Source organism: Roseateles sp. GW823-FHT07B05 (genome assembly GCF_058794515.1).
In genome coordinates, this window is sequence record NZ_JBXAGX010000009.1 from 1 (window position 1) to 23,930 (window position 23,930).

The following is a 23,930-nucleotide window of genomic DNA, read 5'->3' on the forward strand; positions in this document are numbered from 1 at the left end:
TCGCTGGGGCGGCCAGCCCCAGCTTCGCGACGCGCCTACTCGCGGGCCGGTGCTGTCGCAAACGCGGCCCACAGGGGTTCTGCAGACCCTCCCTAGAACTTGTAGGCCAGCCCGATCTCGGCCTTCTGCTGCGTGAAGCGGCCACCCGCGTCGCGTCGCGCGCCGTAGTGGGCGTACTCCACGGTGGCGGAGATCTCCGGCGTGATGCGCCATGCCAGCCCGCCGCCGGCCATGGGGCGTACGAAGGTCTCGCGCGCCGAGTGGCCCAGCGTGTCGTGCTGGTCCAGCCGGTTCAGGGCTACGCCCAGCTTGCCGAACAGCTCGAACGATTCGCCCAGCGGCTGCGTGGCGCGGCCAGCCAGGTAGACGACCTTGGCGCCCAGCCGGGTGCGGAAGGTGGCGCCCGGTGCGGGGTCGCCGGCACGCCAGCTGCCGAAGGCGCCGTAGCCGACCTCGGCGGCCCAGATCGGCGTGAGCTGCAGGCCGGCGTAGAGCTTGAGCGCACGCGGGTGGTTGTCGTTGGCGACGCTGCGGCCGTTGATGTCGAAATTCGCTTCGCCGGGCGTGGCGAGATTGATGCCCACGTAGGGCTCGGCGGCGTGGGCCGAGGTGGCGACAAGCAGGGCCGCGGCGGCCAGAAACAGGGTTCTCAAGAAAGGCTCCAGGTCGTTGAAACAGGGACCGGGCCATTGTTGGAAGCGCCGCCTTAAGGGACGCCCAAGATCAGGGGACGCCCAGGGCGGTGGCGGGCAGCTGCAGGTCGAAGCGCACGCCGCAGCCGCCGGCGCGCGCCAGGCCGTCGGCGACCGTAACGCGGCCGCCCAGCCGCTCGGCCGCCTGCGCGACGATGGCCAGCCCCAGGCCGCTGCCATGCGCGTCGTGCCCGCTGCCGCGCCAGAAGCGCTCGAACACGTTGGCGCGGTCGGCCACGGGGATGCCGGGACCGTCGTCCGCCACGCCCAGGCGCGGGCCGTCGGGCGTGGCGGCCAGCGCCAGCGTGATGCGGCCGCCGCGGCCGACGTAGCGCAGTGCGTTGTCGAGCAGGTTGCGCAGCACCGACTGCAGCGCGGCGGTGTCCACCCGCACTGGCAGATGGTCGGGCGCGTCCAGCGACAGCTCGATGCCTTGGGTGCGCGCAAGCGCCGTGTGCTCGATCAGCAGTTCGGCGCAGGCCTGGGCCAGGTCGATGGCGGCCGGCGTGGTGGTCGGGTCGCTGTCGAGGCTGGCCAGGTCGAGCAGCTGGCGTGACAGGTGGGCGCTGCGGTTGATGGCCTGCTGCAGCGCGGTGGCAGCGGTGGCGCGGGCTGCCGCACTGCCCGCGTGCACGAGGGCGTGCGCCTGCGCGGCGACGACGGCCAGCGGCGTGCGCAGCTCGTGCGCGGCCTCGTGCACGAACGCGCGCTCGCGGGCGCGCCGCTGGCGCAGCCGCTGCAGCAGTGCGTCGAAGGCCTGGCCCAGTGGGCGCAGCTCGCCGTAGCGCAGGTCGGCGCCCAGCGGCGCCAGGTCCTGCCGGGCGTCGAGGTCGCGCAGGCGCCGCGCGAAGCGGCGCAGCGGTGCGAGGCCTGTGTGCACGGCCACCCACAGCGGCAGCAGCATCAGCGGGAAGGCCAGCAGCAGCTGCTTGCCCAGCTCCCAGCTGGCGAAGCCGAGCAGGCTGGTGCGCGGGATGGCCGGCTCGGCCAGCCGCAGCGACCAGCGCGGGCCGTCATGGCGGTAGGTCCAGTAGGTCCGGCCGTCGATGGGCCGCTCGCCGATGCCGGGCTTGTCGAGGTCGAACGCCGTTGCGGACGCATGGGCCACGCGGCCATCGGGGCCGATGAGTCGCGCCAGCAGCGGCCCTTGCGTCAGCTGCTGCTCGGCGCGCAGCCGGTTGATGTGGCGCAGGTGGCCGTCCAGCACGCGGGCGGCCAGCGTGGCGTCGTCGATTTCCTCCAGCCCCGCCGCCAGCTCGCGGCCGTACTGGCGAATGCCAGGGTTGGTGGCCAGCGTCTGCTGGATGTCGAGCTGGTCCTCCACCAGCAGCAGCACGGCGCACAGCGTGAAGGCGAGCAGCAGTGCGCCGATCAGCCGGCGCGTCAGCGTGGGCCGCAGCCAGTCAAAGGACATAGGTGCACCCTTCGCGCTGCGTGCTCCCGCCAAGCGGGAGCTGAGCCCCTTCGGCCGGCCGGGCGGGGCTCACGCGCACTCCAGCCAGTAGCCCACACCGCGCAGCGTGCCGATGCGCGACGCGCCGATCTTGCGGCGCAGGTTGGCCAGGTGCACCTCCAGCGTGCCGAATTCCAGCGGTTCGCCCAGCGGCGCCAGGCGCTGCGCCAGGTGGTGCTTGGCCACCACGCCGCCGCGCTCGCGCGCCAGCTCCAGCAGCAACTGGTACTCGCGGGGCGACAGCGCCAGCTCGACGCCGTCCAGCAGGGCGCGCTGGCGGCGCGGCTCTATGGTCAGGCTGCCCAGCGTCCAGTGGTCGCTGGCCTGCTGGGCGCAGCGCCGCAGCACCGAGCGCAGCCGCGCGATCAGCTCGGGCATCTCGAAGGGCTTGACGACGTAGTCGTCGGCGCCGCCGTCGAAGCCGGCCAGGCGGTCCTGCAGCGCGGTGCGTGCGGTGATGACGATGACCGGCACCGTGCAGCCCTGGCGGCGCCAGCGCATCAGCAGGTCGCGGCCCTCGCCGTCGGGCAGCGTCTGGTCCAGCAGCACGGCGTCCTGCGCGGCGGGGTCCAGCCGCGGCGGAGCATCGGCGCAGCGCCGCAGCCAGGTGCTGGTGTGGCCCTCGGTCTGCAGTGCGGCCTGCAGCGCCGGACCCAGGCCGAGGTCGTCCTCGATCAACAGGATGTGCATGGGGGGGTGAAGCGCGGTGTCGCCTGGGCTACGGTCGGGCAGGGCGCGCGAGGGTAACGTAAGCGCAACGTTCTCCGTTTCGTCACGCCGCATGCGCCATTTCGACACCCTTGCCGACCTGCAACCCCTGATCGGCCAGCCGCTGGGCCACAGCGACTGGATCACCGTGGACCAGGCCCGCGTCAACGCCTTCGCCGACGCGACCGAGGACCGGCAGTGGATCCATGTGGACCCGGAGCGCGCCAGGACCGGCCCGTTCGGCGGCCCCATCGCACACGGTTTCCTGACGCTGTCGCTGATCCCGTACTTCTTCGAGACCGGCTTTGCCGTGCGCGAGACGCGCATGGTCGTCAACTACGGTCTTAACAAGGTGCGCTTCACGGCGCCGGTGCCGGTGGGTAGCCGGCTGCGGGCGGCGTTCAGGCTGTTGGCGCTGGACGATGTGGCCGGCGGCGCCGTGCAGCTGACGGTGGAGGTGGCCGTGGAGGCCGAAGGCGCGGCCAAGCCGGTCTGCGTGGCCGAGAGCCTCGCGCGGCATTACCGCTGAGGCCCCCGGCCGCCGGGAGCCTGTCGTTCAGCGGCGCCGGCGCAGCAGCGGCACCACCACCAGGCCGGTCAGCATCAGCGCCCAGCTGCCCGGTTCGGGCACGGCCGTGATGGTGTAGTTGGCGATGCTGGCGACCTGCGCGGCGTTCAGCCCGTCCAGCCGCGGCGCGGCCAGCAGGTCCATCCCGGTCTGCCGGGCCAGCGCCTGGTCGGCCGCGGTCGGGCCGCTGGCGTCGCTGGCCAGGAAGGCGAAGTTCAGCAGGCTGAGCGTCTGGCCCGGTGCGAGGCTGACGCTGTAGCGCACGTTGTAGCGATCCGGGCTCAGCGCGGCCTGTGCCAGCCCGTTGTTGCCCGACACCAGCGCCAGCACCGGCTGGCCGGTGCACTGGCTCTGGCCGTCGTCCGTGCAGCTGACGATGAGCCCGCTGGCGTCGTGGCTCACCAGCTCGTCACCGTCCGAGCCCAGGTTGCCGAAGAAGTTCAAGGTCGTCGTGACCTGGGTGGCGCCGGTGTTGGTGAAGCTGTCGAAGAAGCGATACACGTTGCCGCCGAGCAGTTCGACCTGGCGCACCTGCTGCAGGCTGCCGACGCCGGCGTTGTAGAAGCCGAAGGCATCGAAAGCCTGGTTGGCGCCGCCGACGACGGCGCCCAGCGCCTGGTGGGCCGGGCTGGTGTAGCCGCCGGCACCGGTGTAGCGGCTGCCGTAGTCGACGCCGTTGAAGATGTCGTTGCCGGCCGTGATCTGGTCGGCGTGCGCGGCAGGCGCGGCGAGGAAGGCGGCGGCAAGCGCCACCGCGATGAAACGCGTGTGCATGGGAAGGTTCCGGAGGAGAAGACGAGGTGGGGGGTTCAGCGGCGGGCGGTCAGCCATTGGCTGGCGGGCAGCGGGCGGCCCACGAGGCGCAGTTCGCCGAGCCAGCCGTAGTAGCCGTCATCCAGGGACCCGTCCCACCAGCCTGCACCGAGGATCCAGGGCAGCGGGTTGGCCTGGGACCGCGTGCCGGTGGCGGCGTTGGCAACGTTGCGCAGCACCGGGGCGCCTTCGACGTAGAGCGTGGTGGTCGCGGTCGACGGGTCGTTGACCGCCGCCACGTGGTACCAGGTGTTGCGGATGATCTCGCCCGACCAGTTGGTCTGCGCGTAGTGCGAGTTGCTGGCGGGCACGACCTCCCACTGCACTTCGCGCAGGTTGGAGATCGCGAACAGCACGCTGGAGGCTTCCGGGTCGCCGCCCCAGTAGCCCCCCGGCACGGCGCCGCGGTTGCCCTGACGGCCCAGCAGGTTGCCCCAGCGGTGGCGGCTCGCGTCCCAGTCGGCCGGGATCTTGATGAAGGCCTCGACCGTGTAGCCGCTCCAGAAGCTGCGGCCGTTGACCGGGGCGCCCATGGCGGTCAGGAAGGCATTCAGGCGGCTGATGGTCTTGTCGGTATTCAGGAAGCGCACGCTGCCCGCCGCGGACGACAGGCGGTGCTTGTCGCGCGTCCAGACGACGTCGCCGAGCTGGCTCGGTCCGATCAGCGCGGTGCGACGCATGTCGTTGCCGCCGGCGATGTCCGGCAGCACGTCGCCGACCTGCACCACCTGGCCTTCGCTGATGCCGATGGGCGCGCGCCAGTGAGCGTAGGTGTCCGGCGCCTGCGGGAAGTCATTGACGTCGACGGGCAGCTTCGCGACGACCGGCGGTGGCTCGGTGTAGCCGGCCAGCAGCTCGCTGCGCACGCGCGGCAGGATGGCGGCGCCGGTGCTGGACAGCGTCGGCTTGAAGCGCATGAAGCCGGCGAAGCGCTTCTTGAAGTTGATCGCGATGCTGAAGCGCTGGCTGGCCTGCGTGAGCTCCGCGAAGTCGAAGGCATTGAGCGTCGCCTTGGGCTTTTGCACCACCCAGGGCGAGAAGGACATGACGTCGATGCGGTTGTTGCCCAGGTCCACCTCGTACAGCCGCATCATGGCGTTGCCGCCCTGGTAGTCCATCTGGTAGTCCACCACCATCTGGTGCACTTCGTTGCCGAAGTCATTGAACTTGCGCAGATGGGCCGCCCCGTGGTGGTGGCCGTTGAGCGTCATGAAGATCTGGTCGTTGTCCCGGATCAGTCGGTCCCACAGCATCAGGCCGTAGTCGGTCTCCTGCGGGTTGATGCCGTCATTGGCGATGTTGAGCAACTGGTGATTGGCCAGGATCACCGGCACGCCGGGGTTGCGCGCGATCGCGCCACGCGCCCAGGCGATGCCTGCATCGGAAATGCGCCAGGAGAGCGACAGCACCATGAAGGTCACGCCATGGGCCTGGAACAGGTGGTACTCGTGGAAGCCGGAGCTGTCCCGTTCCTTGAAGGTCGTCTGGCGGGCGGCCCGGCTGGCAGGGAACCATTTCAGGTAGGGCTCGGCCGCGAGGTTGCGCTGCGCGTCGGTGCCGGCTGCCTGATCGCCCGGCTGGTGGTAGTCGAGGTCGGTGACGACATCGTGGTTGCCCGCCAGGATGGAGTAGGGCACCCGGGCGGCTTCCAGCTGCTGCATGGCGGCGTCGGCGACAGCCCACTGGTTGGGCTTGCCCTGCTGGTCGACCACATCGCCGAGATGGATGACGAAGGGGATGTTGTAGGCCGTGGCGTTGCGGGCGATCCAGCCCGTCTGGGCGGCGAAAGGCGTGGAGCCGTAGCGCGCCTGGAACTGCTGTCCCTCGTCGGTGGTGGCGTAGCGGGAATAGAACTGGGTGTCGGGCAACACGGCGAGCGCGAAGCTCGTGGTGGGGCCGGTGGCAGCCTGGGCGGCATCGGCGCCCAGCAGACCACCGCCGAGGGCGAAGGCGGACAGGCCGGCCGCACCGCGCAGCACGCTGCGCCGGTCGGGATGGGAGGTGTCGGTCGGTGCGTCGGCGTTGGTGTCCGGCGTGGAAAGAAGATGGCTCATGGGTACTGCAGGAAGAGGAGGGGCGTGCCGCCTGGACGGTCACCGGCCGCGGCAGCCTGCAGTGTGGTGAGGCAATGCGGCACCGCAGTGACGGGAACGACGCGACGAATGAGCCGGTTAGCATGTCGGCCCTTCTGACCTCACCCCTCGCGCCGCATGGCCTCCAGCCTCCTCGTCCTGCTTGACGACATCGCCACCATCCTCGACGACGTGGCGACCATGACCAAGGTGGCGGCCAAGAAGACCGCCGGCGTGCTGGGCGACGACCTGGCGCTGAACGCTCAGCAGGTCACTGGCGTCAACGCCGATCGCGAGCTGCCGGTGGTGTGGGCAGTGGCCTGGGGGTCGATGCTGAACAAGGCCATCCTGGTGCCCGCGGCACTGGCGATCTCGGCATTCGCGCCCTGGGCCATCACGCCGCTGCTGATGGTGGGCGGCGCGTTCCTGTGCTTCGAGGGCTTCGAGAAGCTGGCGCACAAGTTCCTGCACAGCGCCGAGGAAGACCAGGCGCATCACGACCAACTTGTGCAGGCTATCGCCGATCCGCAGGTGGACATGGCGGCCTTCGAGCGCGATAAGGTCAAGGGCGCCATCCGCACCGATTTCATCCTGTCCGCGGAGATCATCGTCATTGCGCTGGGCACCGTGGCCACGCAGCCGCTGCAGACGCAGCTGGCCGTGCTGGTGGCCGTGTCCATCGCGATGACGGTGGGCGTCTACGGCTTCGTGGCGGGCATCGTGAAGATGGACGACGTGGGCCTGTGGCTGACGCGCCGGGCCGGCGCGGTGGCGCGGGCGGTCGGCCGCTTCCTGCTGGCCGCCGCGCCGCGGCTGATGAAGCTGCTGACGGTGCTGGGCACGGCCGCGATGTTCCTCGTCGGCGGTGGCATCCTGGCACACGGCGTCGCGCCGCTGCACCATGCCATCGCGCACCTGGCGCAGGGCCAGGCCTGGCTGGTGGCCGCGCTGATCGAGAACGGCGCGAATGCGCTGGTGGGCATCGTGGCCGGCGCGCTGGTGCTGGCGGCCGTGATGGCCGTGCAGAAGCTGCGCGGGCGCTGACGGCGGCCCGGTCGCGCCGCTCAGAGGTGCCGCGTCTCCTCGGGCGTGTGCCACCAGTTGTTGTGCAGACCGTCGTAGTACTGCACCGGTGCGGCCACCAGCTCCCCGGGCGTCACGTTGTCCAGGCAGTTGAGCTTGACAGACACGAAGGCGCCGCCCATCTCCTCGATGTGGCCGTGGCCGTAGGAGCGCACGCCGCAGGTCTTGCAGAACAGGTTGTGGATGCTGTTGGAGCCGAACTGGTAGTCGCTCTGTGCATCGGCGCCGGCCAGCAGCCGGAAGGCGTCGGGCTTCACGCTGGCGCTCCAGTTGCGTGTCTTGAAGCAGATGGAGCAGTTGCAGCGGCCGGTGCCGGCAGACAGGTCGAGGTCGACCTCGAAGCGCACGGCCTGGCAGTGGCAGCTGCCGGTATAGGTCTTCAGCATGTGATGCCTCGCGGGGTGGTGGGGAGACACATCCTCGCCAGCATCGCTGTCAGCGCGTGACAGCAGGACGGTAGTGGCCCGTCGTTACGTGATCGCCAGCTCCAGCGCGCCGCTGCGCGCCCAGGCCTCGGCCTCTTCCTTCAGGAGGAAGCGCGTGCGCGCCTGGCCGGTGGACCAGCTCTTGGGGCAGTGCAGTGTTAGCCGTTTGCCGTCGCGTGTCAGCTTGGGCTGGCCGGCGACCGGCGTGCGGGCGTGGCACAGGATGACGGCCAGGCGCAGCGCGACGAGCTGATCCAGCTGCCCGGCCTCGACCACCTGCGCCTCCACCTTGCGCAGGCCACCGCGCTGGCCCAGCGCCAGCGCCGCCAGGCGCTGCAGCTGGTTGGTGGAGAAGCCGGCCGCGTCGACGTGGCCGATGATGTAGGCGCTGTGGCGGTGGTGGTCGTGGTGCGACACCAGCATGCCGATCTCGTGCAGCGCCGCGGCCCAGCGCAGCTCGCGCAGCGGCTCGGGCAGCGGCTTGTCCACCAGCTGGCGGTAGAGCTTCTCGGCCTGGCCGGCCACGCGCTCGGCCTGCGGCATGTCCACGCCGAAGCGCTGCTGCAGCTCGGTGACCGACGTGGCGCGCGCATCGCGTGCGGCGCTGGGCTGCAGCCGCTGCGCCAGGTCGAAGATGACGCCCTGGCGCAGCGCGCCCTTGGTGGGCAGCAGTTCCTCGATGCCGAACTGCGTCAGCAGCGTGTAGAGGATGCACAGGCCGCCGGCGACGACGGGGCGGCGGTCGTCCTTGAGGCCGGGCATCTGCAGCTTGTCCTGCGAGCCCGCGGCGATGCACTGTTCGATGCACCAGCGCAGCGAGGCCGGCGTGATGCGGCCGTCGGTCTGGCCCGTGGCGGCCAGGATCTGAGACACCGCGCCGACCGTGCCCGACGAGCCCAGCGCCTCCTGCCACAGCTCGGGGCGGAACAGCGTCAGCGCCTCTTCCAGTTCGGCGCCCGCGGCCACCTGAGCGGCGCGGAACGACTCCTCGGTGTACTTGCCGTCGGCAAAGAAGCGCAGCGACAGGCCCACGCTGCCGACGCCGAAGGACTCGGCCAGCACCGGCTTGCGGCCCTGGCCCAGGATCATCTCGGTGGAGCGGCCGCCGATGTCGATGACCAGGCGCGGCTTGTCCGACGGTTGCAGCCGGGCCACGCCGGCAAAGATCAGGCGGGCCTCCTCGCGGCCGGCGATCACTTCGACGGGATGGCCCAGCACGGCCTCGGCGCGGGCCAGGAAGGCGTTGCGGTTGCGGGCCTCGCGCAGCGTCTGCGTCGCGACGGCGCGGATGCGCTCTGGCGGGATGCCCACCAGCTGCTCGCCGAAGCCCTTCAGGCAGGTCAGGCCGCGCTCCATGGCGGCCTCGGTCAGCATGCCCTGCTCGTCCAGCCCGGCACCCAGCCGCACGCTTTCCTTGATGTAGCTGACGCGCTGGTAGCGCTCGCCGCTCAGACGGGCCAGCTCCAGGCGAAAGCTGTTGGAACCGATGTCGATGGAGGCCCAGATCTGGCCGGCGGAATCAGGGCGCTTCGTCATGGCGGCGGATTGTCGCGGCAAAATTTGACGCTCTTTCGTAACCGCCCCCCGGAGCCTTCATGTTGAAAGACGAGATCGACAGCCTTGCGCCCAGCCGCGACTTCAGCCGCCGCAGCTTCGTGCAGACGACCGTGGGCAGCGGCTTCGCGGCGGCGGTGCTGCCGGTGTCGGCGCAGACCATCACGACCGACACCGCGGGGCTGGAGGCCGGCCCGGTCGGCATCCCGGTCGGCGACTTCAACCTGCCGGCCTACCGCGCCCAGCCTGCCGGCGGCAAGAACCTGCCGGTCGTGCTGGTGGCCAGCGAGATCTTCGGCGTGCACGAGCACATCGCCGACGTGTGCCGGCGCTTCGCCAAGGCGGGCTATCTCGCCATCGCGCCGGAGCTGTTCGTGCGCCAGGGCAATGCCGGCGCCTACACCGAGGCGGGCAAGCTCATCGCCGAGGTCGTCAGCAAGGCCAGCGACGCGCAGGTGCTGGCCGACCTGGACGCCACCGTCGCCTGGGCCGCGGCCCATGGTGGCGATACGGCCAGGTTGGGCATCACCGGCTTCTGCTGGGGTGGCCGCACCACCTGGCGCTATGTGGCCCACAACCCGCGGGTCAAGGCGGGCGTGGCCTGGTACGGGCCGGTGGCACGCAGCTACCACCCCGGCGACAAGACCATCGTCGAGCTGGCCGCCAGTATCAAGGCGCCGGTGCTGGGCCTGTACGGTGCGGCGGACGGCGGCATCCCGGTCGACACGCTGACGCAGCTGGAGGCGGCGCTGAAGGCCGCCGGCAACCTGAAGAGCGAGTTCGTCGTCTACCCCGACACGCCGCATGCTTTTTATGCCGACTACCGCCCGAGCTACCGCAAGGCGGCGGCCGACGACGGGTGGGCGAAATGCCTGGCCTGGTTCCGCAAGAACGGCGTGGCTTGACAGCTCTGCTAGGCTGACGGAGTCGGGGCCGTACACCAACGGCCCCGTTTCATTGCTGCTTCCATGACTCTCCTCTACATCGTGCTCGCCACCTTTGCCGGCGGGCTGCTGTCGGTGCTCGTTGCCGCGAGCCTCACCGTCGGCGTGCTGACCCGCCTCGTCAAGAGCCTGGTCAGCCTGTCGGCCGGCATCCTGCTGGGCACCTCGCTGCTGAACGTGCTGCCCGAGGCCTTCGAGAGCCACACGGCCGAGCCGCAGACGCTGTTCGCCGTGCTGCTGGCGGGTCTGCTGTTCTTCTGGTTGCTGGAGAAGGTGGAGCTGTACCGCCACGTGCACCACCACGAGGGCGACGGCCACCACCATCACCACCATTTCGACGCCGAGCAGGCCGGCCGGGGCGGCCTGACCGTGCTGGTGGGCGACAGCATCCACAATTTCTGCGACGGCGCCATCATCGCGGCGGCCTTCCTGGCCGACACGCGGCTGGGCTTCGCGACGGCGCTGGCCATCGTCGCGCACGAGATCCCGCAGGAGGTGGGCGACTACATCGTGCTGCTGAACGCCGGTTTGAGCCGCGCCAAGGCGCTGCTGTTCAACGCGATTTCAGGCATGGCCTCGGTCGTTGGCGGCGTGCTGGGCTACTTCCTCATCGGCAGCTTCGACGGTGTGCTGCCCTATCTGCTGGTGCTGGCGTCCAGCAGCTTCATCTACATCTCGGTGGCCGACCTGCTGCCGCAGTTGCAGCAGCGCCTGGCCTGGCGCGACACCTTTGCGCAAGTGGCCTGGCTGGCCGTGGGCCTGGGCGTGGCGTTCGGCGTGTCAGCGCTGCTGCACGGGTCGCACGCGCACTGAGCACCTGCCGGCGCGCGACGGGTGCTCAGCCCGCGCGCCGCAACTTGAACTTGCGCAGCAGGCCTTGCGCGTCGAACAGCAGCACCAGCTCGGTCTCGGGCGTGTCCAGCGCCGAGGTGACCAGCCCGACGATGGGCACGAAGTCCAGCGCGCGCGGCAGGCCGTCGCGGTAGACGTAGTGCGTCGTTGTCCAGCCGCTCTCCAGGCGCAGCACGCTGCCGGCGCCCAGCAGCTGCTCGGCGTCGGCCTGGGTCGTGATGCCCGGGCGCAGCAGCTCGGCGGCCTCGGTGGCTTGCAGCGTGCGCACGCGGCCGTTGCCCACCGTGGTGCAGGCAGCGAGGCCGCCCCCCAGGGCGAAGGTCAGCAATGCAAAGGCGAGGGCGTGGCGGTTCATGGCGTCATGGGTTCAAGTTCGACGACGGCGTCAGGTGACCAGTCCTGCCATTTGCCTGGCGGCATCACGACGAAGCGGTCGCGCAGCGCATAAGGCCAGTCCAGCAGGCCGAACATCACGCTGCTCTGGCCCATCTCGCTGCCGTGCATCCAGCGGTAGGACAGCTCGGCGCGGCGCTGGCCGTCGCGCACCTGGGCGGCGAATGTCGGCCGGTCGGCGAAGAAGCCGTAGGCGACCTGGGTGCTGGTGCACAGGTCGGTGACGGCGCGCATCGCGTAGAAGGCTGGCGGCTTGATGCCGCGGGCCAGCGCGCCGCCGTACAGGTCGGCGCGGCACTCCAGCCGCAGGTCGCCCAGGCGCCGGGCGTCGTCGGGCAGGCCGGGCGTGCGCACGTCCACGGCCCAGGCGAGGCGGCCGGACAGCAGCGGGCTGCGCACGATGGCGTCCGCCGGCAGCGCGCGCCAGGCGGGCGGGATGGCGAAGCGGCCCAGCGCGTCGAGCGCGACGGGCTCGCGCACGCGGCCGTGGCGCAGCTCCAGCGCCGGGATGTCGGCCAGGTCGCGGCGCGGCAGCACGCGGATGTGGAGCTCGGCCTGCGGCGCCAGCCGGGCGCGCTCGCGCTCGAAGACGTCCAGCACGCGCAGCAGGTCGGCCACGGTCTGCTGCTCGCGGGCGGCGGTGCTCTCGCCCTGCACCGCTACGGGCGGCAGTTCGGTCGTGGCCGCGAGCGCCAGCGCGGCCAGCCAGGGGGCCGCGCTCATGCCGGCGGCGGGCAGGAACGGATGCTGAACGGCATGGTGCGTGCGTCGAAGTGGGGACGCCGGCCATTGTTGGCAGCCCGCCCCAAGCATCGCCAAAGAGGCACTTCGTGTGCTGCAGTGCACAAAAGTTTTTGACAGCGCAGTCAGCCCGTGCCTAGAGTGGACGTGTATTCAGGGAGAACACGATGGATTGGTTGAAGCAAGTCAGGATTGGCCCGCGGCTGGGCCTGGGTTTCGGGCTGGTGCTGTTGCTGCTGGCCGTGGTGGCGCTGCTGGGGCGCGCAAGCCTCGGGCAGGTGTCGGCCGGGTTGGAGACGGTCTATCTGGACCGCACCGTGCCGCTGGCCCAGCTGGGCGATGTCAGCCGGCTGACGATACGCAACCGCTTCCTGCTGGCCGACATGATGCTGAAGCCCGAGCCGGCGGTCATCGAGAAGCACACCGCGGAGATGGCCACCAACATCAAGGCCATTGACGACCTGGTCAAGCAATACCTGGCGACGCACCTGACGCCGGAAGAGAAGCAGCTGGCGGACCGCTTCGTCGCCGCGCGCACGGCCTACGCGCAGCAGGGCCTGGCGCCGGCGCGAGCCGCGCTGCTGAAGGGCGACGTGGAGGCCGCCCGGGCGCTGTACGACGGCAAGGTGGCCGAGATGGCGCCGCAGGTGGCCGGCGCGCTGTCCGAGCTGCAGCGTCTGCAGGTGCGCGTCGCGCAGCAGGAGTTCGAGGCTGCCCAGGCCGTGCAGCGGCGCGCTGAATGGATCACGCTGGCGTCGGCGGTGTTCGCCATCGCGATGGGCGCGTTGCTGGCCTGGCTCATCACGCGCTCCATCACGCAGCCGGTGGCGTCGGCCGTGCGGCTGGCGGAAGCCGTCTCGGCCGGCGACCTGCGCCAACACATCGCCGTGCAGGGGCGCGACGAGATTGCGCAACTGCTGCGCGCGCTGGTGACGATGAACGAGAACCTCGTGAAGATCGTCAGCCAGGTGCGCCACAGCTCCGACTCCATCGCCACCGGGTCGTCCGAGATCGCCACCGGCAACGCCGACCTGTCGCAGCGCACCGAGGAGCAGGCATCCAGCCTGGAGCAGACGGCGGCGTCCATGGAGGAGATGAGTGCCACCGTGAAGCAGAACGCCGACATCTCGCGCACCGCCACGCAGCTGGCCACCAGCGCCAGCGGCGTGGCCATCCAGGGGGGCGAGGTGGTGGGCCGCGTCGTCAGCACGATGGACGAGATCACGGCCAGCTCGCGCAAGATCGTCGACATCATCGCCACCATCGATGGCATCGCGTTCCAGACCAACATCCTGGCGCTGAACGCCGCCGTGGAGGCGGCCCGTGCCGGCGAGCAGGGCCGCGGCTTCGCGGTCGTGGCGGGCGAGGTGCGCACGCTGGCGCAGCGCAGCGCCGAAGCGGCACGGGAGATCAAGAGCCTGATCGGCCAGAGCGTCGAGAAGGTGGACGCCGGCTCGCAACTGGTGGCCGAAGCCGGCAGCACGATGGGCGAGATCGTCGCCCAGGTGAAGCGCGTGGCCGACCTGATCGGCGAGATCGACGCGGCCAGCGGCGAACAGGCCAAGGGCATCGGCCAGGTCAGCGAGGCGGTCAACCAGCTGGACCAGGTCACGCAGCAGAACGCGGCGCTGGTGGAAGAGTCCGCCGCCGCGGCCGAGAGCCTGAAGAACCAGGCCGCGCGGCTGGCCGAGGTGGTGGGCCAGTTCAAGCTGGACGGCGGCGCGCCGGTGCCGCCTCCGGCGCCGGCGTCCAGGCGCGCACCGGCCGTGGTGCGCGCGGCCGCGCCCAGGCCGGCGGCCCGGCCCGCAGCGGCGCCGGTGGCCCGGCCCCGGCCGGCACCGGCCGCGGAGGACGGCGGCCAGTGGGAAAGCTTCTGACGCCGGGCGTCAGCGTGGCGTGCCGGCCAGCACCAGGCGCAGGCCCGGGTCGGCGTGCCGGGCGCTCAGCGTCCAGCCGTGGGCCTGGGCGATTTCCTGGCAGATGGCCAGGCCCAGCCCGGCGCCGTGGTCGCGCCGATGCGCGCCGCGCCAGAAGCGTGCGAACAGCTGCGGCAGCTGCTCCGGCGTGACGCCGGGGCCGAAGTCGCGCACCGCCAGCGTCGTCGCCCCCACTTCGACGACGACGGCCGTGCCGGCCGGCGCGTGCTGCAGCGCGTTCTCCAGCAGGTTCTTCAGCAGCGTGAACAGCGCGCCGCGGTCGGCGTGCCAGGGCGGCACGCCCGGCTCGGCCACCAGCTCGATGCGCACCTGCGCGGCCCGCGCCATGCGGTCCAGGTACCGCGCGGCCTCCTGTGCAACGTCCGCCATGTCCACCGGCGCGAAGCCGTAGTTGTGCGCCTCGCTGGCCTCGGCCAGCAGCAGCAGTTGCTGCACCTGTCGCGTCATGTGCGCCACGTCGCCCAGCAGCGCGTCGCGGGCGTCGCCGGGCGGCATCAGCTCGATTTGCGCGCGGATCAGCGCCAGTGGCGTCTTCAGCTCGTGCGCCGCCGTCGACAGGAACTCCTGCTGCACGCGGTAGCCGCCCTGCAGCCGGTCCAGCACGCGGTTGAAGCTGTCCACCAGCGGCGCGATCTCGGCCGGCACGCGCTCGTCGCGCAGCCGCGCGTCCAGCGAGCGCGGCGAGATGGCGGCGGCCGCCGCCGACAGCTCGCGCAGCGGCTGCTGCACCTGTCGCATCGTGATGAACGCGCCGATGCCGAACACCACCAGCAGCACGGCGCTGAACAGGCCGATGCCGATGCCCATGAAGGGCAGCGCGAACTCCAGCCGCAGCAGCTCGGCCAGCCGTGCGCTGTTGGCCATCTGGAAGAACCAGCGGTGGCCACCGTGATCGACGACCTCGGTGGCGCCGCGGTACAGCTGGCCGCCGCGTTCGAAGTCGAAGCGCCCCGGCCGCAGCGGCGGCGCCTCGCCGGCGGCCGGCCAGAAGGCGTCGCCCGCCGGCGACTGCAGCACGACGCGCCCCGCGCCGTCCATCACGCGGTAGGCGACGTCGTCCTTCATGGTCTGGAACACCCAGGCGCGGCGCTGCAGCTTGGTGTCGAAGCCCACGGGTCGGCCCGCCGCGTCGAAGCTCAGGTGCTCGGCCAGCCCCTCGGCGTTCTCGCTGACGTCCTCCTCCAGCAGGATGGGGCTGCGCAGCACCAGCAGGCCCTTGATGGCCAGCACGAGGATGAGCACGCTCAGCACCACGCCGGCGACGTAGGCGCGGATGACCTTGACGCTGAGGCTATTCGTCCACGTCCGCCAGCCTGAGCGCATAGCCCTGATTCCTCACGTTGATGATGCGCTGGCTGGACCCGATGGCCAGCAGCTTGCGGCGTAGCCGGTGCAGGGCCACGTCCAGCGCGTTGGGCGTCACCGCGTCGTCCAGCCCCCAGCCGGCGGCCTCCAGCGCGCTGCGCCGCACGGTCTCGCCCGCCTTGTCCACCAGCATCAGCATGATCTGCATCTCGGCCGCCGCCAGCGTGATGCTGTCGTCGCCGCAGCTGGCGGTGCCGGCCTGCGGGCGCAGCCGCAGGTCGCCCCGTTGCGGGTCCAGCTCGCGGGCCTGGGCGGGCCGGCGCAGCAGCGCGCGCACGCGCGCCACCAGCTCGTCCATCGCAAAGGGCTTGGGCAGGTAGTCGTCGGCGCCGGCGTCCAGCCCCTCGATGCGGTCGTGCAGCGCGTCGCGCGCGGTCAGCACCAGGCAGGGCGTGCCCAGGCCCGATTCGCGCATGCGCTTGAGCAGGTCCAGCCCGTCGCCGCCGGGCAGCCCGCGGTCCAGCACGAGCGCCCGGTAGGGGCGCTGCTGCAACGCCTGCCAGGCAGCGTTGGCGCGGTCGACGGTGTCCACGGCGATGCCGGCGTTGGCCAGCCCCTGGGCGACCAGCCGCGCCAGCCGCTCATGGTCCTCGACCAGCAGGATGCGATTCATCAGAAGCGGTACAGATAGCCCATGAACACGCGGTTCTCGGTGGAGCGGTCGACCAGCGGGCTGTCGCGGATGGGCCGGGACAGGCGCGTCACGCCGACGTCGACGAACAGCGAATGGTGCCGGTCCAGCAGGTAGGCGCCGCGCAGGCCCAGCTCGGTGTTGACGCCGGCCCGGCCGCCGTAGGCCGCGCGGCCCGGCAGCGCCTCGCCGTCGCGGACGCTGAAATAGTAGTCCACGGACTTGCGGTCCAGCCACGCGGCGCCCAGCCGCGGCGTCAGCATCAGCTGCGGGCCGACGCGGAAGTTCTTCTCCACGCCCAGGCTCAGGCGCTGGCCCTTGCTGTGGCCCGAGGCGTCCGCCGTCCAGTCGGCGCTCAGCTGCGCGAAGCCGGTGTGCCAGATGGCCCGGGCACCGGCCCAGAAGCCGCCCTTGCGCTCGGCCATGCCGTTCAGGATGGGGGCGTCGTCGGCTTCGTAGCCGCTGCCGTCGTAGCGGGCGACGAGGCGGAAGTCGAGGTGCTGCGTGTCGCTCAGGTCCAGCCGCGGCAGCTTGACCTCGGCGCCCAGGCCGGCCACGCGCAGCCAGCGGTTCTCGTAGCTGAGCATGGGCAGCACGCGGTTCTCGCGGTCCATGCCGGCATAGGGCTTCTGCATGGAGCCCGCGCCCAGGCCCAGGCCCCAGGAGGCGGCGGGTTCGGTCTCGGCCGCGGCGGCCAGCCGGGGCATCAGCAGGACGAGCGCGGCGGCGCGCATCAGCGTCGCGCGGGCGAACGCCGAGCCCGCGGTGCGCTTGGGGAGGGGCGTGAGGTGCGGCAGTTGCATGAGGGTCTCGAAGAAGGCCGGGGGTGAAGGTCGGCGCATCGTCGGCGCTGCCGTCTTACCGCGTACTTACCGGCGGCAGCCTCAGCACGATGCTGCAGCCGCGCCCGTCCAGCCCGTCCTCGATGTGGACGCGGCCGCCCAGCCGGGCCGCGGCGCGGCGCACGATGGCCAGGCCCAGCCCGGTGCCAGCCACGTCGGCGCCGGCCGCGCCGCGCCAGAAGCGGTCGAACGCCGCCTCGCGCTGGTCTGGCGGGATGCCGGGGCCGTCGTCGGCCACGGTGAGGCTCAGCCCGTGCGCGCTGCCGGCCAGCGTGACGGCGATGCGCCCGCCCGGCGGCACATAGCGCAGCGCGTTGTCGACGAGGTTGTTCAGCACCGACTCGAAGGCCGCGCGGTCGAGCTGTGCCGGCAGGCTGGGCGGGGCGTCCAGCGACATCTCCAGCCCCAGGTCCAGCGCGCGGGCGGCCTGCGTGGCCAGCGCCTGCTGCACGAGGGCCGCCAGGTCCACGGTCTGCTCGGCAGTGGGCCGGCCCTCGTCCAGCGTCGCCAGCGTCAGCAGCTGCCGGCTCAGGTGGGCGCTGCGCTGCAGCGCGGCGTCCAGCGCGGCGGCGGCCTCGCGGCGCTCGGTGTCGTCCACCGCATGCGCCAGCACATGTGCCTGCGCGGCGACGACGGCCATCGGCGTGCGCAGCTCGTGGGCGGCGTCCTGCACGAAGGCGCGCTCGCGCTGCAGCTGGCCGCGCAGCCGCGCGAGCAGGCCGTCGAACGCGGTGACGAGCGGCCGCAGCTCGTCATGCCGCGGCGTGAGGCCCAGCGGCGACAGGTCTTGCGCGTCGCGTGCGGCGACGCGGTCGGCCAGCTCGTTCAGCGGCCGCATGCCGCGGCGCACGGCGATCCACAGCGGCAGCAGCACGACCGGGAAGGCCAGCAGCAGCGAGGGCAGCAGGTCGCGCACCAGCCAGCCCAGCACCGTGGTGTCGGCCAGCCGCGGCTCGGCCAGCGTGAGGCGCCACGGGCCGGCCTGCGCCTGGGCCTGCCAGTGCGTCGCCGTGCCGGCGCTGGCGGCGCCGGGCGTGGCGAACACCACGCGGCCCGCCGCATCGGCGAGGCGGAACTCCACGTCGCCCGGCAGCAGGCCGGCCGCGTGGCGCAGCCGATGCGTCTCGCGGGAACGGGCCTGCACGATGAGCGCGGCGTCGCGGGCGTCGGGCACGTCGGCCAGCGACGTCGCGATCGCGTCGGCCAGCGTCTGCACGCCGGGGCGGGTGGCCATCTCGTGCTTGAACTGCACGAAGTCCAGCGCCAGCAGTGCCGTACCGGCCAGCGCGAAGGCCAGCAGCAGCGCGCCGACGATGCGGCGCAGCAGCGTGGGCCGCCACAGCGGCTGCAGCAGCGGCTTCATGCCGCACCCACCGCGCTGCGCGCGGTCCCGCCAGGCGGGAGTCGAGCCCGTTCGGACGGCCGTGCGGGGCTCACGCGACGAGCTGGTAGCCGATGCCGCGCACGGTTCGGATGCGCTCAGGGCCGATCTTCTTGCGCAGGTTGCTGACGTGCATCTCCAGCGTGGCGGCGTCCACCGGCTCGTCCAGCGGCGCCAGGCGCTGCGCGATGCGGCCCTTGGCGACGACGGCGCCGGGTTCGCGGGCCAGCTCCACCAGCAGCTGGAACTCGCGCGCCGTCAGCGGCAGCGGCTGGCCGGCCAGCAGCGCCGCATGGGCGCGGGGCTGGATGACGAGCTCGCCGAACTGCCAGTTTTCATGCGCCTGGCGCGCGCTGCGGCGCACGACGGCGTGGATGCGCGACACCAGCTCGGGAATGGCGAAGGGCTTGAGCACGACGTCGTCGGCGCCGCCGTCTAGGCCGGCCAGGCGGTCCTCAAGCGCGGTGCGGGCGGTGATGACGATGACGGGCGTGGTGGCGTCGGCGCGGCGCCAGCGGGTCAGCAGGTCCAGGCCGCTGCCGTCGGGCAGGCCCAGGTCCAGCAGCACGCAGTCGGCGGCCACGTCGGCCAGCTGCAGCGGCGCATCCTGCGCGCGGCGCAGCCATTCGCAGCTGAACCCGGCCTGCTGGCGAAAGGCGGCCTGCAGGCTGCGGCCGAGGTCCAGGTCGTCTTCGATGAGCAGCAGGTGCATGGCCAGGGATTCTGGCCTGTGCACCTCAACGCGGCCTCAAGTTCACTTGACGATGAGCACCGGCAGGTCGATGTGGGTCAGCACCTTCTGCGCCTCGCTGCCCAGCAGCAGCGCGGCAAAGCCCTTGCGGCCGTGCGAGGCCATGACGATGAGGTCGACGTTCTCGGCCTTGGCATGGTCCACGATGGCCTCCCACGCGTGCAGCGCCTCGATGGTGTGGCCCTTGCAGGCCATGCCCTGCGCGGCGGCCGTGGCGCAGACGTCCTCGACGCGCTTGGTGGCCACGCGCTGCTGCGCCTCGATGAACTCCTGCGGCGGCACCGGCTGGATCTCGGAGACCGCGCTGTAGGGGAAGGGCTCCATGACGCTGAGCGTCAGCAGCTGGGCGCCATGGACCTTGGCGAGCTGGATGGCGGTATCCACCGCGTGGGCGGTGATGTCGGAACCGTCGGTGGGAACCAGGATGCGCTTGAACATTCGCTCCTCCAGTCGTTGCGGAGGACCCCAGTGTGGCCCATCGCCGGGTGCACCGCTTGTCGGAGATCAACCCTTTGCGAGCGGGCGCGAGGGGTCGGACGACCACTCGCTCCAGGAGCCGGGGTAAAGCACCCCCCCATCCGGTGCCGCCAGGCCGGCGTGCGCCATCGCCAGCAGGTTGTGACAGGCGGTGACGCCGGAACCGCATTGGTGCACGACGGTGCCACCGGCCAACGGCGCGAGTTCGGCGCGCAGCTGGTCGACGGGTTTGAAGCGGCCGTCGGCGCCGAGGTTGTCCTTGAAGAAACGATTGCTGGCGCCGGGGATGTGGCCGGCGGCCTTGTCCAGCGGCTCGACGTCGCCGCGGAAGCGCTCGGCGGCGCGGGCGTCGATGAGGCGCACGGTGCCCAGCTGCTTCAGCAGCGAGGCAGCGTCGATCTGCCGCACCAGCGGTTCGCCGGGGTGCCAGGTGCTGGGCGCGGCAGCGGGGAGGGTGGTGCTCAGCTCGCCATCCCAGGCGCCGTCCAGCACGGCGACCTCGGCGTGGCCCAGCCAGCGCAGCATCCACCAGACGTGCGCCGCGTAGGGGCCGCCCTGGCGGTCGTAGGCGACGACCTGGCGGCCGGCGGCCAGGCCCAGCCGGCGCATCAGCGCGGCAAAGGCCTCGCGCTCCGGCAGCGGGTGGCGGCCGCGGAAGGCGCCGTCGGGCCCCGTGGTGGGGCCGCAGCAGTCGCGGTCCAGGTGCAGGTAGAACGCGCCGGGGATGTGGCCAGCCGCGTAGGCGCGCTCGCCGGCGCCGGTGTCGGTGAGGTCGAAGCTGCAGTCCAGGATCAGCGGGTCCTGCAGCGAGCGCAGCTCGGTGGCGGAGATCAGCGTGGTGTAGACCATGGTCAGGATTCGTTGGGGTTGAACTGGCTGTCCTTCAGGGGCGGCGCGACCTTGGCGCGCAGCAGCGTCGCTGCGATGCCGGCGCCGATGATGAGCAGCATGCCGACGGCGGCGGGCCAGGTCAGCGGGTCCTTGAACAGCAGCATGCCGTAGCCGAACGAGAACACGATGCCCAGGTACTGCAGGCAGGCGTTCACCAGCGGGCGGCCGATGGCGTAGGCGCGGGTCAGGCAGACCTGGGCGGTGGTGGCCAGCAGGCCCACGGCCAGCAGCAGCGCGGCGCCTTTCAGCGTGTGCGTCTGCAGGCCGCCTTCGGTGACGGCGGTGACGAGCGCGCCGGCGATGGCGCCACCCGCCGAGAAGTAGAAGACGACGCGCAGCTCTGGCTCGCCGGCGCGGCCCAGTGCCGTCACCTGCAGGTAGGCCATCGCGGCCAGCATGCCCGACAGCAGGCCCGCCAGGCCGTGCCACAGCTGCTGCTCGTCCACTGTGGGCCGCAGGATCAGCGCGACGCCGACGAAGCCCAGCAGCACCGAGGCCATCAGCCGCCAGTCCAGTTTCTGCGCGCCCATCAGCACAGCGCCGCCCAGCAGGAACAGCGCCATCCACACGGAGGACATGTAGTTCAGCGTCATCGCCGTGGCCAGCGGCAGCTTGCCGATGGCATAGAACCACAGGCACAGCGACGTGACGCCGGAGATGCTGCGCCACAGGTGCATGCCGGGCACCCGGGTCGCCAGGCGGATGCCCTGCTGGCGCGTCAGCAGCGCCATGGCCACCATGCCGACGAGGCCGCGGTACATGACGATCTCGCTGGCCGCGTAGAGCTCGCTGGCCAGCTTCACGCAGACGCCCATGGTGGCGAACAGCAACGTCGCCGCGACCATGAGCAACGGCGCCGGCATCAGAGCTGTGCGCCTATTTCTTTTCGATACCACTCATGGAAGTGCTGCATGCCGTCTTCCATCGGGCTTTGATAGGGGCCGCGCTCGTCATCGCCGCGCATCATCAGCGCCTTGCGGCCGGCATCCATGCGCTCGGCGATCTCGTCGTCCTCCACACAGGTCTCCATGTAGGCGGCCTGGTGGGCCTCGACGAAGTCGCGCTCGAAGGCGGCGATCTCCTCGGGGTAGTAGAACTCGACGAGGTTCACCGTCTTCTGCGGGCCCTGCGGATGCAGCGTGGACACCACCAGCACATGCGGATACCACTCCACCATGATGTGCGGGTAGTAGGTCAGCCAGATAGCGCCGGCCTCGGGCGGGCGGCCTTCGCGGTATTTCATGAGCTGGTCGTGCCAGCGCTGGTAGACCGGCGAGCCCGGGCGCTCCAGGCCCTTGTGCACGCCCACGGTCTGCACCGAGTGGTGCTTGCCGAACTCCCAGGCCAGGTCGTCACAGGTGACGAAGCCGCTCAGGCCGGGGTGGAAGGGGCCGACGTGGTAGTCCTCCAGATAGACCTCGATGAAGGTCTTCCAGTTGTAGTTGCACTCGTGGACCTGCACCTTGTCGAGCACGAAGCCGGAGAAGTCCAGCTGCGCGCGCGGCCCGAGCTGGGCCAGCTCGGCGGCGACGTCGTGGCCGTTGTCCTCGAACAGCAGGCCGTTCCATTCCCGAAGCTTGTAGTTGTTCAGGTTGAGGCAGGGGTCGTGGTCGAAGTGCGGCGCGCCGATCAGCTCGCCCTGGTGTGAATATGTCCAGCGGTGCAGCGGGCAGACGATGTTGGCCTTCGTGTTGCCGCGCCCCTTCAGCATGACCGCCTGACGGTGCCGGCAGACGTTGGAGATCAGCTCCAGCCCCGCGGCCGATCGCACCAGCGCCCGGCCTTCGCCCTCCTGCGGCAGCGCGTAGTGGTCCCCGATTTCAGGGACGGCCAGTGCATGGCCGACATAGCGGGGCCCTCGCTGGAAGATGCCTGCCAGCTCGCGCTGGAACAGATCGGGGTCGAAGTAGGCGCTCACCGGGAGCTGGGTCTGGCTGCGTTGTAGCGCCGAGACGGGGAGGCTCAGGTCGGACATGATCCAGGCGGGTCTTTCAGGCGGGTAGGGGTGCTGCGTCCCTCCGGCGCATCTCGGCGGTGCCGAGTCGGCCAGGTTGCTAAGGTGTGGGGGAGTCGGAGGCGCGTACGCGCGTCCGCGGGGAAAGGGTCGGGATTCTACCCAGGGCGTCGGCCCGGGGCTACAGCGGGCTTTTGGTTGCACGGGAATGTCAAAACCCGCTGACTACAATTGCCGTTTCGCGTTTTGAAATGACGACCAAGTCCTCCCCCCGTGCCAAGGCCGCCGCAGCAGACAGCAGTGAAACCAGCTACGAGCAGGCGCTCGACGAGCTGGAGCGCCTGGTGGCGGCGATGGAGGGCCAGCAACTGCCGCTGGACCAACTCCTGCAAGCCTACAAGCGTGGCGCCGAATTGCTGGCCCTGTGCCGCGGCCGGCTGCAGGCCGTGGAGCAGCAGGTCAAGCTGCTGGACGGCGCCGAGCTGAAGGCCTGGGAGGGCTCCTGAACCATGGATGCAAAGGACTTTGACCACTGGGTCGACACGTCGCTGACCGCCTTCGAGGCGGCCCTCGATGCGCTCGTGCCGGCCACCGCGCCGGCCGGCCTGGGGGAGGCGATGCGCTACGCCGTGCTGGGTGGCGGCAAGCGGCTGCGCCCGCTGCTGGTGCTGGCCAGTTGCGCCGCGGTGAACGGTGATGCGTTTGCGGCGATGCGCGCGGCCTGTGCCGTCGAGCTGATCCACGCCTACTCGCTGGTGCACGACGACATGCCCTGCATGGACAACGACGTGATGCGCCGCGGCAAGCCGACCACCCACGTGGCCTTCGGCGAAGCCCAGGCCATGCTGGCCGGCGACGCGATGCAGGCGCTGGCCTTCGACGTGCTGACGCCCGATGAAGGCATCGCCCCGGCGCTGCAGGCGCGGCTGTGCGCACTGCTGGCCCGCTCGTCCGGCTACGACGGCATGGCCGGCGGCCAGGCCATCGACCTGGCCAGCATCGGAAAGACCCTGGACGAATGCACGCTGCGCGACATGCATCGCCGCAAGACCGGCGTGCTGCTGCAGGCCAGCGTCATGATGGGCGCGGCCTGCGGGCCGGCGTCGGCAGCGGCCACGAAGGCGCTGTCGGACTACGGCGCCGCGCTGGGCCTGGCCTTCCAGGTCGTCGACGACATCCTCGACGTGACGCAGGACTCGTCGGTGCTGGGCAAGACCGCCGGCAAGGACCAGGACGCCAACAAGCCCACCTATGTCAGCGTGCTGGGCCTGGAACCGGCCCGGGTGCTGGCCCAGGCACTGCGTGCGGAGGCCAAGGCGGCGCTGGCCGCCAGCGGCCTGGCCGACGTCAGCCACCTGAGCCTGCTGGCCGACTCCGTCGTCGAACGCGTGAACTGAGGGTTT

General features: G+C 71.2%; 25 protein-coding genes. 7 read left to right on the forward strand and 18 right to left on the reverse strand.

What is annotated here, in order from left to right:
• Positions 1-92 precede the first annotated feature (92 nt).
• The 3 genes from AC1Q7O_RS18640 to AC1Q7O_RS18650 form a co-directional block, all read right to left on the reverse strand.
• Positions 93-653 (reverse strand): outer membrane beta-barrel protein, encoded by a 561-nt coding sequence (locus AC1Q7O_RS18640; protein ID WP_492657597.1) that lies wholly within the window; start codon positions 651-653, stop codon positions 93-95.
• Between the two features lie 70 nt (positions 654-723).
• Positions 724-2,106 (reverse strand): sensor histidine kinase, encoded by a 1,383-nt coding sequence (locus AC1Q7O_RS18645; RefSeq protein ID WP_492657596.1) that lies wholly within the window; start codon positions 2,104-2,106, stop codon positions 724-726.
• Between the two features lie 69 nt (positions 2,107-2,175).
• Positions 2,176-2,835: a response regulator gene (locus AC1Q7O_RS18650; protein ID WP_492657595.1), complete on the reverse strand. Its 660-nt coding sequence runs from the start codon at positions 2,833-2,835 to the stop codon at positions 2,176-2,178.
• 91 nt (positions 2,836-2,926) lie between these two features.
• Between AC1Q7O_RS18650 and AC1Q7O_RS18655 the strand changes: the two genes are divergently transcribed.
• On the forward strand, positions 2,927-3,382 hold the full coding sequence (locus tag AC1Q7O_RS18655) for a MaoC family dehydratase (RefSeq protein ID WP_492657594.1): 456 nt from the start codon (positions 2,927-2,929) through the stop codon (positions 3,380-3,382).
• A gap of 27 nt (positions 3,383-3,409) precedes the next feature.
• On the opposite strand, the gene AC1Q7O_RS18660 is transcribed toward AC1Q7O_RS18655, so the two are convergent.
• Both AC1Q7O_RS18660 and AC1Q7O_RS18665 read right to left on the reverse strand, forming a co-directional pair.
• Complete coding sequence (locus AC1Q7O_RS18660; RefSeq protein ID WP_492657593.1) at positions 3,410-4,195, reverse strand: PEP-CTERM sorting domain-containing protein; 786 nt, start codon at positions 4,193-4,195, stop codon at positions 3,410-3,412.
• A 35-nt stretch (positions 4,196-4,230) separates the two neighbouring features.
• Entirely contained in the window at positions 4,231-6,288 is a 2,058-nt protein-coding gene (locus AC1Q7O_RS18665) for a LamG-like jellyroll fold domain-containing protein (protein WP_492657592.1), read from the reverse strand.
• A gap of 156 nt (positions 6,289-6,444) precedes the next feature.
• Between AC1Q7O_RS18665 and AC1Q7O_RS18670 the strand changes: the two genes are divergently transcribed.
• The gene (locus tag AC1Q7O_RS18670) at positions 6,445-7,350 is read left to right on the forward strand and encodes a DUF808 domain-containing protein (protein WP_492657591.1); all 906 of its coding nucleotides are present in this window, start codon (positions 6,445-6,447) and stop codon (positions 7,348-7,350) included.
• Positions 7,351-7,370: 20 nt separating this feature from the next.
• Here the strand turns inward: AC1Q7O_RS18670 and AC1Q7O_RS18675 are convergent, their stop codons facing one another.
• Entirely contained in the window at positions 7,371-7,775 is a 405-nt protein-coding gene (locus AC1Q7O_RS18675; RefSeq protein WP_492657590.1) for a GFA family protein, read from the reverse strand.
• An 84-nt stretch (positions 7,776-7,859) separates the two neighbouring features.
• Positions 7,860-9,350 carry a Ppx/GppA phosphatase family protein gene (locus tag AC1Q7O_RS18680; protein WP_492657589.1) on the reverse strand — a complete coding sequence of 497 codons (1,491 nt, stop codon included), beginning with the start codon at positions 9,348-9,350 and terminating at the stop codon, positions 7,860-7,862.
• A gap of 59 nt (positions 9,351-9,409) precedes the next feature.
• Between AC1Q7O_RS18680 and AC1Q7O_RS18685 the strand changes: the two genes are divergently transcribed.
• Positions 9,410-10,273: a dienelactone hydrolase family protein gene (locus AC1Q7O_RS18685; protein WP_492657588.1), complete on the forward strand. Its 864-nt coding sequence runs from the start codon at positions 9,410-9,412 to the stop codon at positions 10,271-10,273.
• Between the two features lie 63 nt (positions 10,274-10,336).
• On the forward strand, positions 10,337-11,125 hold the full coding sequence (locus AC1Q7O_RS18690) for a ZIP family metal transporter (RefSeq protein ID WP_492657587.1): 789 nt from the start codon (positions 10,337-10,339) through the stop codon (positions 11,123-11,125).
• Positions 11,126-11,150: 25 nt separating this feature from the next.
• Here AC1Q7O_RS18690 and AC1Q7O_RS18695 read toward each other — a convergent pair whose 3' ends face one another.
• Both AC1Q7O_RS18695 and AC1Q7O_RS18700 read right to left on the reverse strand, forming a co-directional pair.
• Positions 11,151-11,519 carry a hypothetical protein gene (locus AC1Q7O_RS18695; RefSeq protein ID WP_492657586.1) on the reverse strand — a complete coding sequence of 123 codons (369 nt, stop codon included), beginning with the start codon at positions 11,517-11,519 and terminating at the stop codon, positions 11,151-11,153.
• Positions 11,516-12,280 (reverse strand): hypothetical protein, encoded by a 765-nt coding sequence (locus tag AC1Q7O_RS18700; protein WP_492657585.1) that lies wholly within the window; start codon positions 12,278-12,280, stop codon positions 11,516-11,518. The genes AC1Q7O_RS18695 and AC1Q7O_RS18700 overlap by 4 nt, the downstream gene beginning before the upstream one ends.
• A gap of 185 nt (positions 12,281-12,465) precedes the next feature.
• Between AC1Q7O_RS18700 and AC1Q7O_RS18705 the strand changes: the two genes are divergently transcribed.
• Positions 12,466-14,175 (forward strand): methyl-accepting chemotaxis protein, encoded by a 1,710-nt coding sequence (locus AC1Q7O_RS18705; RefSeq protein ID WP_492657584.1) that lies wholly within the window; start codon positions 12,466-12,468, stop codon positions 14,173-14,175.
• 9 nt (positions 14,176-14,184) lie between these two features.
• Here the strand turns inward: AC1Q7O_RS18705 and AC1Q7O_RS18710 are convergent, their stop codons facing one another.
• The 9 genes from AC1Q7O_RS18710 to AC1Q7O_RS18750 all read right to left on the reverse strand — a co-directional run bounded on the left by AC1Q7O_RS18710 (position 14,185) and on the right by AC1Q7O_RS18750 (position 22,548).
• Positions 14,185-15,558 carry a sensor histidine kinase gene (locus AC1Q7O_RS18710; protein WP_492657583.1) on the reverse strand — a complete coding sequence of 458 codons (1,374 nt, stop codon included), beginning with the start codon at positions 15,556-15,558 and terminating at the stop codon, positions 14,185-14,187.
• A complete protein-coding gene (locus AC1Q7O_RS18715; protein WP_492657582.1) occupies positions 15,527-16,213 on the reverse strand; it encodes a response regulator transcription factor in 687 nt (228 codons plus the stop codon). Before AC1Q7O_RS18715 ends, AC1Q7O_RS18710 begins: the two co-directional genes overlap by 32 nt.
• Positions 16,213-17,034: a MipA/OmpV family protein gene (locus AC1Q7O_RS18720; protein WP_492657581.1), complete on the reverse strand. Its 822-nt coding sequence runs from the start codon at positions 17,032-17,034 to the stop codon at positions 16,213-16,215. Before AC1Q7O_RS18720 ends, AC1Q7O_RS18715 begins: the two co-directional genes overlap by 1 nt.
• A gap of 55 nt (positions 17,035-17,089) precedes the next feature.
• On the reverse strand, positions 17,090-18,436 hold the full coding sequence (locus AC1Q7O_RS18725) for a sensor histidine kinase (RefSeq protein WP_492657580.1): 1,347 nt from the start codon (positions 18,434-18,436) through the stop codon (positions 17,090-17,092).
• A 70-nt stretch (positions 18,437-18,506) separates the two neighbouring features.
• The gene (locus tag AC1Q7O_RS18730; protein ID WP_492657579.1) at positions 18,507-19,166 is read right to left on the reverse strand and encodes a response regulator; all 660 of its coding nucleotides are present in this window, start codon (positions 19,164-19,166) and stop codon (positions 18,507-18,509) included.
• A gap of 42 nt (positions 19,167-19,208) precedes the next feature.
• On the reverse strand, positions 19,209-19,643 hold the full coding sequence (locus AC1Q7O_RS18735; protein ID WP_492657578.1) for a universal stress protein: 435 nt from the start codon (positions 19,641-19,643) through the stop codon (positions 19,209-19,211).
• 66 nt (positions 19,644-19,709) lie between these two features.
• Positions 19,710-20,531: a sulfurtransferase gene (locus tag AC1Q7O_RS18740; RefSeq protein WP_492657577.1), complete on the reverse strand. Its 822-nt coding sequence runs from the start codon at positions 20,529-20,531 to the stop codon at positions 19,710-19,712.
• Between the two features lie 2 nt (positions 20,532-20,533).
• Entirely contained in the window at positions 20,534-21,436 is a 903-nt protein-coding gene (locus AC1Q7O_RS18745; protein WP_492657576.1) for a DMT family transporter, read from the reverse strand.
• The gene (locus AC1Q7O_RS18750; RefSeq protein WP_492657575.1) at positions 21,436-22,548 is read right to left on the reverse strand and encodes an aromatic ring-hydroxylating oxygenase subunit alpha; all 1,113 of its coding nucleotides are present in this window, start codon (positions 22,546-22,548) and stop codon (positions 21,436-21,438) included. Before AC1Q7O_RS18750 ends, AC1Q7O_RS18745 begins: the two co-directional genes overlap by 1 nt.
• A 230-nt stretch (positions 22,549-22,778) precedes the next feature.
• Between AC1Q7O_RS18750 and xseB the strand changes: the two genes are divergently transcribed.
• Together xseB and AC1Q7O_RS18760 are read left to right on the forward strand one after the other, a co-directional pair.
• Complete coding sequence (gene xseB, locus AC1Q7O_RS18755) at positions 22,779-23,033, forward strand: exodeoxyribonuclease VII small subunit (protein ID WP_492657574.1); 255 nt, start codon at positions 22,779-22,781, stop codon at positions 23,031-23,033.
• A gap of 3 nt (positions 23,034-23,036) precedes the next feature.
• Entirely contained in the window at positions 23,037-23,924 is an 888-nt protein-coding gene (locus tag AC1Q7O_RS18760) for a polyprenyl synthetase family protein (protein WP_492657573.1), read from the forward strand.
• Positions 23,925-23,930: the final 6 nt, after the last annotated feature.

Excerpts from the sequence above, each read along its gene's own strand:
- AC1Q7O_RS18740 (WP_492657577.1), bottom strand. The coding sequence starts at position 20,531 with ATGGTCTACACCACGCTGATCTCCGCCACCGAGCTGCGCTCGCTGCAG.
- AC1Q7O_RS18650 (WP_492657595.1), bottom strand. The coding sequence starts at position 2,835 with ATGCACATCCTGTTGATCGAGGACGACCTCGGCCTGGGTCCGGCGCTG.
- AC1Q7O_RS18715 (WP_492657582.1), bottom strand. The coding sequence starts at position 16,213 with ATGAATCGCATCCTGCTGGTCGAGGACCATGAGCGGCTGGCGCGGCTG.
- AC1Q7O_RS18700 (WP_492657585.1), bottom strand. The coding sequence starts at position 12,280 with ATGAGCGCGGCCCCCTGGCTGGCCGCGCTGGCGCTCGCGGCCACGACC.
- AC1Q7O_RS18735 (WP_492657578.1), bottom strand. The coding sequence starts at position 19,643 with ATGTTCAAGCGCATCCTGGTTCCCACCGACGGTTCCGACATCACCGCC.
- AC1Q7O_RS18745 (WP_492657576.1), bottom strand. The coding sequence starts at position 21,436 with ATGCCGGCGCCGTTGCTCATGGTCGCGGCGACGTTGCTGTTCGCCACC.
- AC1Q7O_RS18675 (WP_492657590.1), bottom strand. The coding sequence starts at position 7,775 with ATGCTGAAGACCTATACCGGCAGCTGCCACTGCCAGGCCGTGCGCTTC.
- AC1Q7O_RS18685 (WP_492657588.1), top strand. The coding sequence starts at position 9,410 with ATGTTGAAAGACGAGATCGACAGCCTTGCGCCCAGCCGCGACTTCAGC.
- AC1Q7O_RS18690 (WP_492657587.1), top strand. The coding sequence starts at position 10,337 with ATGACTCTCCTCTACATCGTGCTCGCCACCTTTGCCGGCGGGCTGCTG.
- AC1Q7O_RS18720 (WP_492657581.1), bottom strand. The coding sequence starts at position 17,034 with ATGCAACTGCCGCACCTCACGCCCCTCCCCAAGCGCACCGCGGGCTCG.
- AC1Q7O_RS18760 (WP_492657573.1), top strand. The coding sequence starts at position 23,037 with ATGGATGCAAAGGACTTTGACCACTGGGTCGACACGTCGCTGACCGCC.
- xseB (WP_492657574.1), top strand. The coding sequence starts at position 22,779 with ATGACGACCAAGTCCTCCCCCCGTGCCAAGGCCGCCGCAGCAGACAGC.
- AC1Q7O_RS18645 (WP_492657596.1), bottom strand. The coding sequence starts at position 2,106 with ATGTCCTTTGACTGGCTGCGGCCCACGCTGACGCGCCGGCTGATCGGC.
- AC1Q7O_RS18725 (WP_492657580.1), bottom strand. The coding sequence starts at position 18,436 with ATGAAGCCGCTGCTGCAGCCGCTGTGGCGGCCCACGCTGCTGCGCCGC.
- AC1Q7O_RS18680 (WP_492657589.1), bottom strand. The coding sequence starts at position 9,350 with ATGACGAAGCGCCCTGATTCCGCCGGCCAGATCTGGGCCTCCATCGAC.
- AC1Q7O_RS18665 (WP_492657592.1), bottom strand. The coding sequence starts at position 6,288 with ATGAGCCATCTTCTTTCCACGCCGGACACCAACGCCGACGCACCGACC.
- AC1Q7O_RS18710 (WP_492657583.1), bottom strand. The coding sequence starts at position 15,558 with ATGCGCTCAGGCTGGCGGACGTGGACGAATAGCCTCAGCGTCAAGGTC.
- AC1Q7O_RS18730 (WP_492657579.1), bottom strand. The coding sequence starts at position 19,166 with ATGCACCTGCTGCTCATCGAAGACGACCTGGACCTCGGCCGCAGCCTG.
- AC1Q7O_RS18660 (WP_492657593.1), bottom strand. The coding sequence starts at position 4,195 with ATGCACACGCGTTTCATCGCGGTGGCGCTTGCCGCCGCCTTCCTCGCC.
- AC1Q7O_RS18655 (WP_492657594.1), top strand. The coding sequence starts at position 2,927 with ATGCGCCATTTCGACACCCTTGCCGACCTGCAACCCCTGATCGGCCAG.
- AC1Q7O_RS18695 (WP_492657586.1), bottom strand. The coding sequence starts at position 11,519 with ATGAACCGCCACGCCCTCGCCTTTGCATTGCTGACCTTCGCCCTGGGG.
- AC1Q7O_RS18705 (WP_492657584.1), top strand. The coding sequence starts at position 12,466 with ATGGATTGGTTGAAGCAAGTCAGGATTGGCCCGCGGCTGGGCCTGGGT.
- AC1Q7O_RS18750 (WP_492657575.1), bottom strand. The coding sequence starts at position 22,548 with ATGTCCGACCTGAGCCTCCCCGTCTCGGCGCTACAACGCAGCCAGACC.
- AC1Q7O_RS18670 (WP_492657591.1), top strand. The coding sequence starts at position 6,445 with ATGGCCTCCAGCCTCCTCGTCCTGCTTGACGACATCGCCACCATCCTC.